18 protein-coding genes and 1 pseudogene are annotated in these 15,544 nt (G+C 67.3%); 14 read left to right on the forward strand and 5 right to left on the reverse strand.

Annotated elements, in window-relative coordinates; genetic code table 11:
• The first annotated feature begins 205 nt into the window (after nt 1-205).
• The 7 genes from AC0AIB_RS29565 (at nt 206) to AC0AIB_RS29595 (ending at nt 7,665) form a co-directional block, all read left to right on the forward strand.
• Nucleotides 206-703, forward strand: coding sequence for a DinB family protein (locus tag AC0AIB_RS29565; RefSeq protein WP_465097912.1), 498 nt, complete (start codon nt 206-208; stop codon nt 701-703).
• Nucleotides 704-780: 77 nt separating this feature from the next.
• Complete coding sequence (locus AC0AIB_RS29570) at nt 781-2,187, forward strand: protein NO VEIN domain-containing protein (protein ID WP_465097913.1); 1,407 nt, start codon at nt 781-783, stop codon at nt 2,185-2,187.
• Between the two features lie 156 nt (nt 2,188-2,343).
• On the forward strand, nt 2,344-3,000 hold the full coding sequence (locus tag AC0AIB_RS29575) for a hypothetical protein (RefSeq protein ID WP_465097914.1): 657 nt from the start codon (nt 2,344-2,346) through the stop codon (nt 2,998-3,000).
• A gap of 72 nt (nt 3,001-3,072) precedes the next feature.
• The gene (locus AC0AIB_RS29580) at nt 3,073-3,471 is read left to right on the forward strand and encodes a hypothetical protein (RefSeq protein ID WP_465097915.1); all 399 of its coding nucleotides are present in this window, start codon (nt 3,073-3,075) and stop codon (nt 3,469-3,471) included.
• 358 nt (nt 3,472-3,829) lie between these two features.
• Nucleotides 3,830-4,669 (forward strand): serine/threonine protein kinase, encoded by an 840-nt coding sequence (locus AC0AIB_RS29585; protein WP_465097916.1) that lies wholly within the window; start codon nt 3,830-3,832, stop codon nt 4,667-4,669.
• An 80-nt stretch (nt 4,670-4,749) separates the two neighbouring features.
• Entirely contained in the window at nt 4,750-5,148 is a 399-nt protein-coding gene (locus AC0AIB_RS29590) for a hypothetical protein (protein WP_465097917.1), read from the forward strand.
• 402 nt (nt 5,149-5,550) lie between these two features.
• Nucleotides 5,551-7,665 carry an N-6 DNA methylase gene (locus AC0AIB_RS29595; RefSeq protein ID WP_465097918.1) on the forward strand — a complete coding sequence of 705 codons (2,115 nt, stop codon included), beginning with the start codon at nt 5,551-5,553 and terminating at the stop codon, nt 7,663-7,665.
• A 574-nt stretch (nt 7,666-8,239) separates the two neighbouring features.
• On the opposite strand, the gene AC0AIB_RS29600 is transcribed toward AC0AIB_RS29595, so the two are convergent.
• From AC0AIB_RS29600 to AC0AIB_RS29615, 4 genes are read right to left on the reverse strand one after another with little or no spacing between them, the layout of a single operon-like run.
• Entirely contained in the window at nt 8,240-8,545 is a 306-nt protein-coding gene (locus tag AC0AIB_RS29600; protein WP_465097927.1) for a helix-turn-helix domain-containing protein, read from the reverse strand.
• A gap of 28 nt (nt 8,546-8,573) precedes the next feature.
• Complete coding sequence (locus AC0AIB_RS29605) at nt 8,574-8,708, reverse strand: hypothetical protein (protein ID WP_465097928.1); 135 nt, start codon at nt 8,706-8,708, stop codon at nt 8,574-8,576.
• 20 nt (nt 8,709-8,728) lie between these two features.
• Nucleotides 8,729-8,887 (reverse strand): hypothetical protein, encoded by a 159-nt coding sequence (locus AC0AIB_RS29610; protein ID WP_465097919.1) that lies wholly within the window; start codon nt 8,885-8,887, stop codon nt 8,729-8,731.
• 32 nt (nt 8,888-8,919) lie between these two features.
• Nucleotides 8,920-9,423: a GmrSD restriction endonuclease domain-containing protein gene (locus AC0AIB_RS29615; RefSeq protein ID WP_465097920.1), complete on the reverse strand. Its 504-nt coding sequence runs from the start codon at nt 9,421-9,423 to the stop codon at nt 8,920-8,922.
• A 122-nt stretch (nt 9,424-9,545) separates the two neighbouring features.
• On the opposite strand from AC0AIB_RS29615, the gene AC0AIB_RS29620 reads away from it, so the two are divergent.
• The 4 genes from AC0AIB_RS29620 to AC0AIB_RS29635 all read left to right on the forward strand — a co-directional run bounded on the left by AC0AIB_RS29620 (nt 9,546) and on the right by AC0AIB_RS29635 (nt 13,363).
• Complete coding sequence (locus AC0AIB_RS29620; protein ID WP_465097921.1) at nt 9,546-9,686, forward strand: hypothetical protein; 141 nt, start codon at nt 9,546-9,548, stop codon at nt 9,684-9,686.
• A gap of 8 nt (nt 9,687-9,694) precedes the next feature.
• On the forward strand, nt 9,695-10,546 hold the full coding sequence (locus AC0AIB_RS29625; protein WP_465097922.1) for a thioesterase II family protein: 852 nt from the start codon (nt 9,695-9,697) through the stop codon (nt 10,544-10,546).
• Between the two features lie 310 nt (nt 10,547-10,856).
• Nucleotides 10,857-11,708, forward strand: a complete 852-nt coding sequence (locus tag AC0AIB_RS29630) for a hypothetical protein (protein WP_465097923.1) — start codon at nt 10,857-10,859, stop codon at nt 11,706-11,708.
• A 425-nt stretch (nt 11,709-12,133) separates the two neighbouring features.
• Nucleotides 12,134-13,363: an IS110 family RNA-guided transposase gene (locus AC0AIB_RS29635; protein ID WP_465097924.1), complete on the forward strand. Its 1,230-nt coding sequence runs from the start codon at nt 12,134-12,136 to the stop codon at nt 13,361-13,363.
• A gap of 2 nt (nt 13,364-13,365) precedes the next feature.
• Here the strand turns inward: AC0AIB_RS29635 and AC0AIB_RS29640 are convergent, their stop codons facing one another.
• Nucleotides 13,366-13,788, reverse strand: a complete 423-nt coding sequence (locus AC0AIB_RS29640; protein WP_465097925.1) for a hypothetical protein — start codon at nt 13,786-13,788, stop codon at nt 13,366-13,368.
• 254 nt (nt 13,789-14,042) lie between these two features.
• Here AC0AIB_RS29640 and AC0AIB_RS29645 point away from each other — a divergent pair.
• The 3 genes and pseudogenes from AC0AIB_RS29645 to AC0AIB_RS29655 form a co-directional block, all read left to right on the forward strand.
• Nucleotides 14,043-14,438 (forward strand): annotated as a pseudogene (locus AC0AIB_RS29645) (IS110 family transposase); the annotation flags it as partial.
• Nucleotides 14,439-14,509: 71 nt separating this feature from the next.
• Entirely contained in the window at nt 14,510-14,821 is a 312-nt protein-coding gene (locus AC0AIB_RS29650; RefSeq protein ID WP_067308719.1) for a transposase, read from the forward strand.
• On the forward strand, nt 14,818-15,544 hold a 727-nt coding region (locus AC0AIB_RS29655; protein WP_465097926.1), incomplete at its 3' end, for an IS3 family transposase. The genes AC0AIB_RS29650 and AC0AIB_RS29655, both read left to right, overlap by 4 nt.

The raw sequence follows: 15,544 nt of genomic DNA on the forward strand, positions 1-15,544 counted from the left end.
GACATCCGCTCCTGGATCGCCGACTGGAACCGCGACCCACGGCCGTTTACCTGGACCAAGACCGCCGAAGAGATCCTCGAATCACTCGCACGATTTTGTAGGCGAATTTCCGGCGCAGGACACTAGCAGCGGCCGGGGTGGTCCGCCAGCCGTTTTCTCCGCACCGGCTCCGCGGCCCGCCCGGGACGTCTGCGATGCTTCTCCCATGCCTGCCTTTCCGCCCACCTTCGCCGAACAGGTCGTCGCCCAACCAGCCCAGGCCCAGTTCGAGGCGTTCCTCGACGAGCACCGCGACGCGCTCAACGGCTGCCTGGACGGGCTGACGGAGGAACAGGCACGTCGTTCGCTGGTGGCCTCCCAGACCACGCTGCTGGGCCTGGTGAAGCACGTGACCTTCGTGGAGAGGGTCTGGTTCGACGAGGCCGTCACCTGCCGCTCGCGCGCCGAGCTCGGCCTCCCGGAGCGGTCGGACGACTCGTTCGTCCTCGACGACCACGACACGATCGCCACCGTCCGGCAGGCCCACCGTGAGGCCTGCGCGGCAGCACGCCGGGCGACGGCGTCGTTGGGCCTCGACGACATCCTGCGCGGGAACCGGCGGGGTCCGCTTCCGCTGCGGTGGGTGTACCTCCACGTGCTACGTGAGCTCGCCCAGCACTGCGGGCACGCAGACATCCTGCGCGAGCAACTCCTCCACGGGTAGCACGCCGCCGGGCCCGGAGAGCTGGCTGCTGTGGCCGATCGAACGGGACGCGGTGCTCCTGCTGCACACCCCAGCCGGTGACCTGGCCCCTTCGTGCCTGGTTGTCGGACCGTGGCATCCACGCCGACACGGCGCTCGCCCTCGCCGATGAGGACGACCTGCACATCACGATCGAGAAACTGAACGTCATGCTGGCCACGGCCAACGAAGGTCTCCGCGCCGTGGGCCTGGCGCCGCTGCACAACGGCACCGGGCATGCCCGACAGTTCGCGGCCCACCTCCAGCGGCACCGCACCGGGATCCAGGACGAACTCCGGGATCGATACCTCGCCGTCGCCGAGCGCGGCGAACCGTTGACCGACTACCTCCGGCTGCGCGACCTCCCCGACCTCGGCCCCGATCCGGAGTGGCTGGATTCCTACTGGGAGATCTCCGAGCCGCTACTCCAAGGACGGACCGCCGACTGGCTCGACCGGGTCTCCCCAGCACCAGCGCCTACAGCGGTTCCGCTGCCGTCCGTCAACGAACTCAGGGAAGTCGGCCAGCGCACCGCCACACGTGTGACGGCCGCCGCCAAGATCGCGGTAGAAGCATGGTTGCACCGATCCGCGACGACCAGCAACCGCAGGCCGGGCGCGCCCGAGTCGGTCGCTGCCCAAATGGCCGCAGACGGCAGCATGGACTTCCGCCGGCTCACGCAGGCCCACGTCATCAGCTGGCTGTACTCCCACAGCCAGTGGCCGGAGTCGATGCCACAGGAGATCGCGCCCACGCTCCTGGGCCTCTCCCCGCAGGACCTGACGAGAGCCCAGGAGCGCCTGACCTTGGCCACCGAACAACAGCACCAAATCTCAGTGGCCACGACCTACGGCACGAAGAAGTTCGGCCACGAACCAGAGGAAACTCAGGCATTCATCAACACCGTTCGCTCGGATGTCCCGGCCGAGGTTCTGGCAACGCCGCCGCTGCCGTCCGCCCCACCCACGACACTGCCCAGAGAACCGACGAGGACCGGCGGGTCCAGCCTGGGAGGAGGCTTGCGAGCCACCACGGCACCGCCGGAGGTGACCGCGAGGGTGGGCCTCGCCGGCGAACTCCTGGTCGGCGAGTGGATTCAACACCGGTTCGGCTATCCACCCGAGACCACCTGGAAATCCGGCTACCGCCGGATCCGGTTCCCGGACGACGGCGACGACGGTCTCGGCTACGACTTCCTGGTCAACACAACCGACAAGCGCATCCTCATCGAGGTCAAGGCAACTACCGACACCACGCTTCAGATCACCCTCGGAGAGTCCGAGGTCCGCCGGGCGCAGGCCCTCGCGGCCGACGAGGAGTACCTGATCGCCTTCGTCACCGACGCCCTCGATCCGGTGCGCCGACGCCTCCACATCCTGCCGAATCCACTGGCCACCGGCGGCTTCGAGTTCTACCGCGTGGCCGGCCGCAGCATGCGCCTACAGTTCCGCTTGCCCACGCGCTGAGGGGCGCTCAACCTGTGCTGCCCAGCGGAACGGTGCCGCGGCTGGCCCAGGAATCCGACCGGGGGTGTGTCGGTCGGCGGTGGCTGGGGTCGAGCTGGCCGCGTTCGTGTCGAGATTGGCTGTCGACGACTCACGTCTGTCAGTACGCTTGCCGTCGTGGTGGATGCGGCAGCGGTTGAGGAAGCGTTGGGCGTCTTGGCGGTGCGTATGGTGACGCCGGTGGATCTGATCACCATCCACCGCGACAATATGGACGAGGCGAGGCGAAACTCCCGTTACCGGAGCATGAGGTACGGGGCGTTCCTTCTGACGTACGGGCCGTTCGAGATGTTCTTCAACCAGTTGATCGGCGCGCACGGCGGCCCCCAGCAGAACACGCCGGCGACCATGGAACGGATACGGCAGCGGTTCGGCCAGCACCTCGGCGTCCCGGATGTCACCGGTCAGTGGCGGGCCCGGGTTCGCGCGCAGCCCGAGCCGGGTCGCGGTGGGCGCTGGCTCTGGACCACCATCGAGGCGCAGCGCCTCGACAACTACCTACGGGATGCCAAGGCGGTCCGGAACCGGCTCGCGCACGGCGACGACCCGCAAACCGCGCCGAACGATTCCGGGACCCTGTATGACCGCAAGGACGGCAAGACGTCCATCACGCTGATGTGGGTCGAGGGCTTCGTCCAGGCGGTACAGGACTTGGCCACGATCACCGCCCTCGAACTCACCGGAGAAACCACCTTGATCCCAGACTGGCCGGTCCCACCCCGTACCGAGGTCAGCGCAAACCCGCCCGCGCCGCCGTGGGCGGCGACCCCGTAGCGGCAACCCCTCCGCACGATCGCCGACCATCGCGATCGTCCGGCGATCGACACGTGGGAGGAGTGAAGAGTCATGACGGACTACGAGCTCGTGGTGGGCTGCGTCGACCCACCGCGGTCGTTCGAGCGGCTCGTGGACGTGGTCGCTCGGGTGGCGGGTGCGACCGTTCGAGAGATACCGGGTGAGAGTCAGTCGATGGTGGGCACCCTTGCTGGGGGCAAATTCTGGGTACAGTTCGATCCCGCCGATCTTGAGCCGTTCGCCAGTCACCCGTACGTGATCGAACTGAAGCTGGAGTTTCCTTCGCGGGAACCGAAGCTGGGAGCGGACATCTTTGATGCTCTCGTCGCTGACGGCTACCAGGTGATCCTGCTGGCTGATGGCGGTTCGATCCGTTCCTCGCACTTCAGCGAGGAAGACCGAGGCGATGGAGCCACCGACGGTGGGTCCGGCGAGTCGCCATCAACCTGATGGATCTCCTGCCCGTTCCACCGTTCGAAAGCAAAGCTCGGTGGTCGGCCAGCCCGGAACCCGTGCTGGAACGGGCCCGCCAGATCCTCGGCACCCAGGCCCCCGCATCCAACATCCAGGGCTTCCTCGGCTCCATCCAGGGTCTTGGAGGCGCGGCCGTCATGGTGATCATCGGCGCGCTGATGGCCTTCACCCTCCTGCTGTGCCTCGCCGCACTCGTCGTCGTCGACCGGCTGATCGAACGCCGTCGCCTCACTGCGGCCCTACGAATCGTCGGAGTGCCCCGCCGGACCGAAGCTGCAGCCGGACCTGGCAGAAGTGGCCCTCCCGCTGGTCATCTCGGCGGCACTGGGGCTACATGGCACCGGAGCAGGTGCTCGGCGAACCCACCGACCACCGCACTGACCTGTACGGCCTGGGAGCCACGCTCTTCGACCTGCTCACCGGTCAGCCTCCCTTCGGCGAGACGACCACCACGACGACGTTGCGACGCCAGATCTACGAACCTCCGCCACGCCCCGCCCAGCTACGGCCGGACACCCCCGACGAGCTCGACGACCTGGTGCATGCGCTGCTGGCGACCGATCCCCGAGACCGACCCGCCAGCGCCGCCGACGTCTACACCGTGCTGGCACCGTTCTGCCACGACCTGCCACCGATCCCCGGCGTCCTCACCGACACCGTCGGGGCGGTACGGACCTACGCCGCGATCGTCGGACGCGTGCCCCAGCAGACCTCTCCCGCCCCGCCGACCACCACCGAGCCGGCCCTCCCCGACGTACAGCCGACCGCCGAGCACGCGGACCAACTGCACGCCGCAGGCGAGTACCGGGCCGCCGCCCGGCAGTGGCGACAGCTGGCCGACCGGCACGCCCAGCAGCACGGCGACGACCACCCGCTGGTGTTCGACGCCCGGCTGGGTGTCGCCCGCGCCCACCGGGCGCTCGGCGAGCACAGCCGGGCGTCGAGACTGCTTCACGACCTTCTGCAGGACCGGATCCAGGTGCAGGGGCCGGAGCACCCAGCGGTGCAGCACCTACGCGAGGAGATCGCGAACCTCGGCGAGGAGCCACCTATCCCACGGCAGCCCTCCCGGACGGACACCGATCGCGGGTCACTGAACAACCGGGGCAGCAACACCGCTTTCTGCTCAGGAAAGCGACCACCACCAGAGCGGAAGATCCGCGCGCAGTTCTGACCACGAGTCTCGGTCGCCAGGGCCCGCCGGGCCAACGGCGAGTACATGCTGCTGTGCTTCAGCCACGCCGCCTCCTCGCCATGCCGGTCGAAGCCACGACCGGTGGCCGCATGCCCGAACACGTCGTGCACCGCCCGGAACATGTCATTCTCACCGTCGCTGAGGAACGGGTGCGGACTGCCGCCGGCCGCGGTGGACCACACCTTCAGCCGCCGCTGCCGTACGTCGTCGACCATCGACGCGACGTCCGGGTAGGGATCGGTGTCGACGACCCGTACCGTGACGCCCAGGCCACCGAACTCCACGCGGCCCACCAGGAAGCGGTACTGCCGCACCGTCTCCCGGCAGAACGCGGCAAAGGCGGGATAGGCCCGCTCGTCCCGGACCGGTGCCGCCATGTACGCGTCCGCGATGGCCGCACCGACGACGGGATCAAGGCACACTCGTGCGTACACCTGGGACGCTGCGAGACCCGTTGAACCGGCTCCCCACCGGGCGGCGCCGCGGCAGACGTACGTCACCGGCGGAAAGCGCAGGGACAGGGCGGCCGGCAGGTGAGGTACGCGCAAAGGTGTTCATGGTCCTCCTTCGATAGTTGATGGATAGGGCGAACCGGTCAGCGGGCTTCCGAGCCGGCCCACCTGTCCTGCGGCGGCGATACCAGACCGGACTCAGGGCCCTGCTCACGTCGCAGCAGCTCACCGAGCACCCTGATCTCGGACACCCGGCGGTCCTGATGAATCTTCCCGATCTTCCCGATGGTGGTGCTACGTCCACGACGGGGCATGTCCCCTCCAGATGCTCGGTTGGCGGAACCAGAAAGCAACAAAGACTCTGTGAACCGAGTGCACAAGGTTTGTATGGCGTGCTAGCGTTCACGGGTGACAAGAGAGCCGAGCATGGCCCCGAACGAGGCCACCCTGACCGCCAGCGGCATCGCACGAATGGCCAACGTCGGCAGGGCAGCGGTGAGCAATTGGCGACGCCGGTACGCCGACTTCCCGACCCCGGTAGGCGGCACGCCGACGAGCCCGTCCTTCGACGCCCGCCACGTGGAGGACTGGCTGCGCCGCCACGGCCGGCTGCACCAGGCGAGCGCCGAACAGTGGGCCTGGCGACACATCGAGAGCTACCAGCCCGCCAGCCAGATCAACGACGTCCTCGGCATCGCCGGCGCACTCCTGCTCGTCCGCGCCGACCAGGGCACACCCCCCGACGCCGGGCTGCCGACACCGAAGCAACTCGTCACCCACCTGCGGACCCTGGACGCCGGCCTGGCCGAACTCATCGGCGACGTTCTGCCTGGGCAGTGGACCGCACAGCTCACCACCCTGCTCCGCACGGTCGACCAACTAGGCGCGGAACAGGGCCCCGAGGCCGCCTTCGAACACCTGCACAACCAGTACGTCACCTCAGCCCACTCGATGTCCGGCCTCGCCGGCACCCCGGACGTCGTAGCCGACGTGATGCTGACCCTCGCCGGCCCCGGAGCCCACATCTTCGACTTCACCAGCGGCACCGGATCAATCCTGCGGATGGCCGCCGACCGGGCACTACGCAACTGCACCCCCGCCCGCTGCTACGCCCAGGAGATCAACCGGCACTACGCCGTGATCACCCTGCTCCGGCTCTGGTTCGTGCACCTGCGGGCTAGGCAGGCCAAGCCCGACGCCGAGCCGCCCGTCGTACGGATCGGCGACAGCCTGCTCTCCGACGCCCTACCCGACCTGCGGGCCGACGTCGTGGTGGCCAACTTCCCCTTCGGCATCCACGACTGGGGTCACGACCGTCTCGCGTACGACCCCCGCTGGTCCTACGGACTCCCACCACGGACCGAACCCGAACTCGCCTGGGTGCAACACGCCCTGGCGCACCTTTCCCCCGGCGGCACCGCCGTCGTACTCATGCCCCCCGCCGCCGCGGCACGCCCCGCAGGCCGCCGGGTCCGCGCCGAACTGGTCCGCCACAGCGCACTACGCGCGGTCATCGCCCTGCCCGCCGGCCTGATGCCACCAACCGGCATCGGACTACACGTCTGGGTCCTCACCCAACCCGAACCGCACCAACCACAAGCAGCCAACCTGCTCGTGGTCGACACCACCACGGCATCGACCAGCCGACCCCTCACCGAGATCGTCGACACCGCCTGGCGTGCCCACCGGTCCGGCGACGATACGGAGCTCCCCGGTGTCCACCGCACCGTACCCGCCATCGATTTCCTCGACGACCAGGTCGACCTCACACCACAACGCCACCTACCGCAGGCCGGCGAGTCCGTCGCCACGCCCACCCAGATCATTACCAGAGTGAGTGAGTTCGCTCGACTCCTCGACGAGGTGCGAACGATCCTGCCCGCAGTACGCGACACACCCGCAGCACCCCTACGCGCGGCACCCCAGGCGGACATCGTCGACCTGATCCGATCAGGCACCATCACCGTCCAACGCGCCACCACCCGTAGCCGATCAACCAGCGACACCTCCAACGTCGCCGTACTGACCGCCGACGACATCCTCTCCGGCGGACCGGCCACCGGAACGACCGCCTGGATCGCGAAAGACGACCCATCGCCACAAGTGGCCACCGACGACATCCTCGTTCCCGTCATCGGTCGCAAGATCAACGCCCGAGTCGCCACCCCGGAACAGATCGGAGCCAGACTCGGGCCCAGCGTCCAGTTGATCCGCGTCGACCCCGACCGCTTCGACCCATGGTTCGTCGCGGGTGTCATCTCCCGCCCAGACAACGCACGAATCGCCGGCCGAGCCTCCAGCGCCACCAACGGCGTACTCCGCATCGACATCCGGCGACTGTCCATCCCGGTGATGCCGCTGGACCAGCAGCAAGCGTACGGACAGGCATTCCGGAAGCTCGTTGAGTTCCGCACCGCCCTGGAACGGGCAGCCGCGACCGGAGTCGCCCTGGCCCACGAGATCGGTGACGGCCTCACGACCGGCGTTCTCGGCCTTGCTACGTCACCGTCCCCCACTGCCTGAATCCAGCAGGCCCTGTCGGTGAGATCCGGTCCCGAGATAGGTCGTTGCATGGCAGCACAGGGCGGTGAAGACCGTAGAAGCCGGCCCGAAGTCGTGCCTCCGACGCTGCCCACCCAACGCGTCCAAGCCCTCTCAGCGGTACGACAGGAGAAGCGGGAGACTGCGTCCCGCCGGGTGTCCTTGTGCTCCTAGTCAACGGCAACCCGCAGTACCACCAAGGGCTCGGGCCGACCAGAAGCGCGATCTACTCACCCTGCGTATCGCCGAATCGTTCGTTGAGAGCCAACGTCAAGATCAAGAGTTGAGCCGGCGGACTCCCGCTGGCTCCGACTCAAACGCGCGGCCTGTGCCCCGCTTGACAACCGGCGTTGAATACATTGTGGTCGATAGATGAACCGCGACCGCTGTCCGGGCCGGTAACAGGTCAACCCGGCGATCGAGACGCGCCCGGATCCTTTGCCGGTGACCGGGACGACCGGGGTGATGCCGCGTCGCCCCCAGGTCCGTGCCTTCGGTGGGCGCAGCGTCTGGCCGGCCTCGTCTTCGAAGACCAGCCACGCCTGACGCTGCGCCGCTACCGTTTTCCCGCCGGCCACGTCTCCCGCCGCCAGGTGATGACCGCGGCCTCGTCCCGCTCGACGGCACGGTGTTTGGGCACCTGCACCGACCAGCCCAGCCGGTACATGATGTTCGCCGTGCCCCGCAGCGTGTACCGGGTACGGAACATCCGCGCGATCAGGTCCGACACCCGCGCCAGGGTCCACCGCTGATCAGCGCCGAACCCATGGACCGCCGGCCCCTGTTCCAGGGCATCGGCCAGCCGTCGCAGCCGCCCCTCATCCAGACGACACCGAGACCCACCGGGCCCTTTCGAGGCCAGGGCCTGCTCACCACCGGCCTTCCACCGTTTACGCCACCCCGTACACCGCGGTCTGCGACACCCGCAACCTGCGCGCGATCTCCGGCACCGACACATCCTCGACGAACCACCCGGCCGCCTGCCGTCGTACCGCCTCACGCTTCGCCCGCCCCCGCGCGGACAACCCACCTCCATCGGGATACCTCATCCCATCGATCTACCCCAGCCCGAAGCCGTCACACAGACCACATCGGACGAACCTGGCCATTCAAGATCTGTAGCGGCGTCTGTCACCTCGAAGGTCTGATTTTCCGGCAGGAAGGCGATGCGGATGCGACGCTGCTCGAACGACTTGGTCAGCACCGGCCTGCCGGTGAGTACGGCAAACAGCGAGGTCAGTCGCTGCTGCCCGTCAACGATGAGGAGTTGCGGCGCTCGGCGGCGGACTCCATACCGATCTGGCGGGTGCCAGCCTCCGCGCCGGTTTCCCAGAACATCAGGGTGCCAAGGGGGTAGCCGTGGTACATCGAGCCGAACAGGTCTCGGGTCTTGGCGGCCGGCCAGACGAAGTGACGCTGTATGTCGGGCACGCCAATGCGTCCGACCCGGATGTCCTCGATCAGGTGATTTAGCGAGTACTCGGTGTTGCGGTAGAGAGTGGGCGCCACCCGGCGATCCAAATGACCGTTGACACGTAGCGCGGGAGACTGGCTCGACGAGGATCCACAGGTGTTCAACTGACGACGGTGCGCAGTTGAACACTTGGGAAGGATGCGATGGACGGCTTCGCTCTGTCCGTGACCTCCGGATGCGGTCGTCAGATGAACCGCGCCAATCGACAATGTACATGCCGACCAGTACGGTCCGGGGAGACATTCGGTCGGGTGCACGATCGACACCCCGAGTCCGCCGCCTCTGCTGGTGGCGCGGCCGGGTACGGCGATCGTCTGATCATTGTTTCCCGTTCGACACGCGTGTGAACGACGTCGGCGCTCAGGCACGCGAACCAAAGGACTCTCAGGTGAAAGATCTCTCCGAGATTCGTAAAAGCGTTAACCGATTCCTTCATGACGCCGCGCGCGCCGAGCGGGCCGTCAACCTTGTGTCGAAAGAGAACAAGCTGTCACCGCTGGTGCGGCTCCCGAATTCGGACCAGCGATGACAAGTGCCGTGGACACCTGGTTCCCCACCGCCGCGACGGCCACGGGTGCCCGCCTGACACTGTTCTGCTTTTCGCACGCCGGTGGTGACCAGACGTTCTTTCGTGACTGGGCGTCCCACACGGGCGACCAGATCGACGTCGTCCCGGCATCGCTTCCCGGTCGGGAACGACGAATCGCCGATCCGTCCTTCCCCTCGATCGCACAGCTCGCCGACGACCTGATGCTGCCGATCATCGCTCGGGCCGGCGAAGGCGAGTTCGCGCTCCTGGGCCACAGCATGGGTGCCCTTATCGCCTTCGAGCTCGCGCACCGGCTAGTGGCGGCGCGACGTCCGCCCGCACTGCTGATCGCCTCCGGATTCGCGGCACCGCAGCTGCCCTCACCCGTGCCGGATCTGTGTCGGCTACCCGACGACAAGTTTCTGGAAGCCGTCGCCTCTCAAGTTGGAATACCGGACGATCTGCTCGACAACTCCGAGTATCGTGAGCTGCTGGTCACCGTCCTTCGCTCCGACTACCAAGCGGCGGCGAACTATCGATTCGCCGAACGGCCGATCTTGGACCTGCCGGTGTTGGTGCTTGGCGGCGACAGCGATCCTGGTGTCCGGCCATGCGAGCTCGAATCGTGGCGGGACGCCACCTCCGCGCCGACGGAGATCCGCATGTTCGAGGGTGGCCATTTCTTCATCGTCGAGCAACTCAACCAAGCACTCGCCGCCGTGCGGACAGCCGTCGACGATATCCTCGACGCCCCGCAACGGCACAGCGGTTCCCCCATCGTCGAGCCCGCCTCCCCGGTCTCCGACGCGAGCGCCGCGCCGACAGCGCAAGAGCATTGCCGGATTTCGGAATCTGACTGAAGGGGAGACGTCATGGCAAATTGCGTTACCCTAGACGAGCATGACCATCGATGGTACTATAGAAATTGTTTCGGATGGTTATCGCTGTCGGCATGCTTAGCCTGATAGCGCCTCTGTGAGCCAAATACCAGCAACTGTGGTGGGTCGATCGAAGGTGGCGAGGTCGGGAAGGTCGAGTCATAAGTCGGCTGCTTGCAACTCTCCCTTGCGCAATTTCGTGCATCACATTATTTTCACGATTACATGGCCGGCCGATGAGTCCTAACACTACCTACCCCCAGGGGAGTACCTAACTGTGACGGATGTCAGCATGTCGAATCTGTCTCTGCCGCCCATCGCCGAACCTTTTCTGCTACCGTTCCACTACGGTGCCCTGCATACCGTCGGCATCGACTACCTGGTCGACCCTGAACCGGCTGAGAAAATCCTGAGCCGTGTCAACCCGCGACTGACCCCCGCGTTGTTCGACGACCGAGCCTGTGTCTCGATCAATTACCAGCTCTACTTCGCCCAGTACGCAGACGGATCGGGCATCACCGAGGAGATCGAGATCAGCATCATCGCTTACCCGCGAAGCGAGGAGCGCCGTCTGGCTGCACTGACTTACGCCGACTACGCCCGCGGGGTTGACCAGTCCAAGCTCCTTGGTCTCGGCCGTATCCATGTGCTTTGCGACAACCGAATCGCCATTGAGGCGGGCACTAAACTTTTCGCCGAACCCAAGCACCCGGCCCGGTTCACCGCCATGATGCCCTCGCCCAACGGGCCAGGCGGCGAAAGCTGGCAGATCACTTGCTTCGGCGCGGATTTCACCGAGGACGGCAGCATCAGCGCGCCGGGTGATCCGATCCTTACCCTGAACGCCCGGCTAGACGGGCTCCGCGCGGCGGAAGTCAACCACGCCCCGATCACGGGCTACGGCACCGAACCCGCCGGAAGCCTGCTCGCCGGCTCTTTAAACGTCTACCAACCCCACCTGCTCCGCCTGCTCGACCCCGTCACGGCGGACCGCGTCGCCGTGGAGATCGTCGATCCCGACGCTCCCGCTTGCGTTGACTTGGCCGCGCTGCTCGATCGCGCTTCCGCCGTCGGCACCTGGAGCGTTCAGTCGCCGCCAGTCGCCGCGCACAACCGCCCCTACTACATCCCGGAACGCTCATGACCCGTTACCTAATGAATCCCGAACGGCCCGTCGCGGCTCGCGGGATGCCTGCCCGTTACCCGACCTTCGAAGGTCTTCAAAAAGATCGGCAGCGTAGGTGGCGACGGGTCGTTGGCGGTGGTCCGACTCGTCGAGTACACGCCTGCACACCTCTGGGCCGGTGAGGCCTCGTGCAAGACCGGCGGGCCGGCGTGTCCGGATCACCTCTGTGGCTTGAGGCAGCATGTTGATCGTGGTTGTAGCCCGCCCGCACGGCAGACACCTCGCGAACCGGGAGCCGACGAGCTCTGAACGCGAAGACCGGAACCGTGCGGGTCGCTGGAATCGCGAACGGCTCATCGGAGGGTAGGCCACAGAGCCTCGTCATTAGGGCGCCGCGCGTTCCCGCCAGGGTCCGCAACCAGGTCACGAGGAAGGAGTAAAGGTTGAAGGTGTTCTGCGGCATCGACTGGTCCGAGCGGCACCACGATATTGCCCTGGTCGACGAGCACGGCCAGTTGATTGACAAGCGCCGCATCGGCGACGACCTGGAAGGGTTCGCCGTGCTGGTCGACATGCTCGCCGCCGCTGGCGACAACGTCGATGAGCCGATTCCGGTGGCGATCGAGACACCACGTGGGCTGCTGGTCGCGGCCCTGCGCGCGACCGGGCGCCGGGTGTACTCGATCAATCCGATGGCGGTGGCACGTTACCGGGAGCGGTACGCGGTCTCGCGGAAGAAGTCCGACCACATCGACGCGATGGTGCTGGCCAACATCCTGCGCACCGACGCCCACGCGCACCGGGCGCTACCGGCCGACAGTGAACTCGTGCAGGCCGTGGCGGTGCTCGCCTGTGCTCATCAGGACACCACGTGGCGGCGGACCCGGGCGTCGAACGAGCTGCGGTCGCTGCTGCGGGAGTACTTCCCCGGATTCCTCGCCGCGTTCGCCGGTAGGAAAGGGCACCTGACCAGCCCGGACGCCCGCGCGGTGTTGGCCATCGCAGCGACGCCAGCGGGCGCAGCCAAGCTGTCACGCACCCGGATCGCGGCGGCGTTGCGCCGCGGAGGCCGGCAACGCGGCGTCGACGAACTCGCCGCCGAGCTCCGCGAAGCCCTGCGCCGTCCGCAGTTGCGGCAGTTGCCCATGGTCGAGGCCGCGATGGGCACCCAGGCCCTCGCGCTACTGGCCACACTGAACGTCGAGTGCGCCAGCGTCGACCAGCTCACCGAGGCCACCAGTGAAGCGTTCCGCCGCCATCCCGACCACGAGATCGTCACCAGCTTTCCCGGCCTGGCCGACGTCACCGGCGCCCGCGTCCTCGCTGAGATCGGCGACGACCGCACCCGCTTCGCCGACGCACAGGCGTTGAAGGCATACGCCGGATCCGCACCCGTCACCCGCGCGTCCGGCCGCAGCGTCTCCATCACCCACCGCAAGGTCAAGAACGACCGCCTCGCTGCCGCCGGCTACCTCTGGTCATTCGTCGCGGCCACCCACGCCGAACCCGCCAAGCAGCACTACCAACGCCGCCGCGACCACGGCGACCGCCACCCGGCTGCCCTCCGCAACCTTTTCAACCGGCTGCTCGGTTGCCTGCATCACTGCCTGGCCACCAACCAGGTCTACGACCCGGCCAAGGCATTTTCCCAGCTGACGCCTGCTCGACCCTGAGATCAAACGGACAGCGATTTCGCGGTCCGGTCAAGCAGGTCTTGGGCACCAACGCCGACCGCCGAATCGGCGTCAGTCAGCAACCCATGCAGCACAGCCTGGAAACGGGCGCGATCCTGCAACGTGGAACAAGTCAGCTCGAACAGGACAGCGCTCAGCGCACCACTGAGATGATCCGCCGTCTCCGGCTCCGCCACGTGCCAGGCCCGAGCGAACAGACGCAACGCGGCCGCGTCCCCGCGCCGCAGTAACGCCTCGGCAGCAGCGTCCGTGACAGCCGTATCACCAGGATCAAGCAGAAGGGCCTGCATCACCGCGTCCACCGGGTCATGCCCGACGAAAGCGCTCAGCTCCCAGCCAGCACGCGCCCGATCCGACCACACATCCGACCGCGCCAGCAGCAGCAAACGCTCGTACACGTCCACGGATGAATCATGCCCGGCTCTTGACCGTTGCGGAGATCGGAGGTCTTTTTGATCGTCCCCAGCCGGGGACCCTCGGTCGCCCGGCCCGGTATGACTTCCTGCCCCTGTCGTTCGGATGATCCGGGGGGTGTTGTCGCCGGGTCGGGTGGCGTCGGCGGACCGCTGATAGGGACACGGCCACCCCGTGTTCGGGGTAGGTCTCTTCGTAACGTGGCTGCCGGCAGTCCGACGCCCTGACTGCGGCCGAGGCCACGATGCGATGCGTGGAGGCGGGTGTGGTGCACGACGGATACGGCGTCTTCCTGGGCTTGGACGTCGGTAAGGAAGGTCATCACGCGGTCGGGTTGACCCCGGACGGCAGACGGCTGCATGACGGACCGTTGCCGAACACCGAGGTCCGGCTGCGGGAGCTGTTCGACAAGTTGGCTCGTCATGGTCGGGTCTTGGTGGTGGTCGACCAGCCCGCCTCGATCGGCGCCCTGCCGGTGGCGGTCGCGCGGGCGGCCGGGCATCAGGTTGCTTACCTGCCCGGCCTGGCGATGCGCCGAATCGCTGACCTGCATCCCGGCTCGGCGAAGACCGACGCCCGCGACGCGTATGTCATCGCCGACGCCGCCCGCACCTTGCCGCACACACTGCGGCGGGTCGACACCTGAACTACCCCCGCTTTCATGGAGCTTCTTGACCATGGTCTGATGGCCGTGGGGGGAGGAAGTCGTCCGTGGCAGCACCGAAGAAGTACCCCGATGAGCTACGTCAGCGCGCTGTGCGTTTGTACCGCGAGTCGGACCCGAAGCCGGTGATCCGGCGCCTGGCCGAGCAGCTCGGCGTTCATCATGAGGCGCTCAGGAACTGGATCCGCCAAGCCGAGGCTGACGCCGACGAGCGTCACGACCGGCCGACCAGTGAGATGGCCGAGGAGAACCGCCGGCTGCGCAGGGAAGTCACCGAACTGCGGCGGGCGAACGAGATCCTGAAGGCGGCGAGCGCGTATTTCGCGGCGGAGCTCGACCCGACCCGGCGACGGTCATGAGGTTCATCCATGAGCATCGTGACCAGTTCGCGGTCGCGCTCCTGCTACGGGTCCTCAACATCGGCGCCTCGACGTACTACGCGTGGGTCAAGCAGGCTGAGCAGCCCTGCGACCGCGACGTAGTCGACCTGGGGCTGATCTCCAACATCCACGAGATCTGGGAGACCTCCGGGCGCACCTACGGCGCGGACCGGGTCCACCGGCAGCTACGCCGCGACGGCATCCGCGTGGGCCGCAAGCGGGTCGAGCGGCTGATGGCCGAGCAGGGATGGCAGGGTGCCTTCCTGCGTCGAGGCTGGCGCGGCGGCTCCACCCGTCAGGACCCACGGCACACACCGGCGCCGGATCTGGTCAACCGGCAGTTCACCGCGACGGGGCCGAACCGGCTCTGGGTCGCCGACGCCACCCGCATCCCCTGCGGCGAGGGCGTGTTCTGGCTCGCCGCGGTCCGAGATGCGTTCTCCCGCCGCATCGTCGGCTGGAAGACCTCCGACCGCTGCGACACCGACCTGATCCTCGCCGCCCTCGAATACGGCATCTGGTCCCGGGATGTCCGCGACGGCCAGTTGATCCACCACAGCGACCGCGGTTCGAACGGCGGACTCAACCGGTCGTCGCAACACCTCGTGGTCAGGGAGGTGTTGCATGGTGCGTCGTCAGCAGCAGGCAGATCGGGCTTTGCGTCCGGCGATGCGTTCGCCGGGCCGGCCGATGCCGGCCCGG

Source organism: Micromonospora sp. DSM 43699, assembly GCF_055517075.1.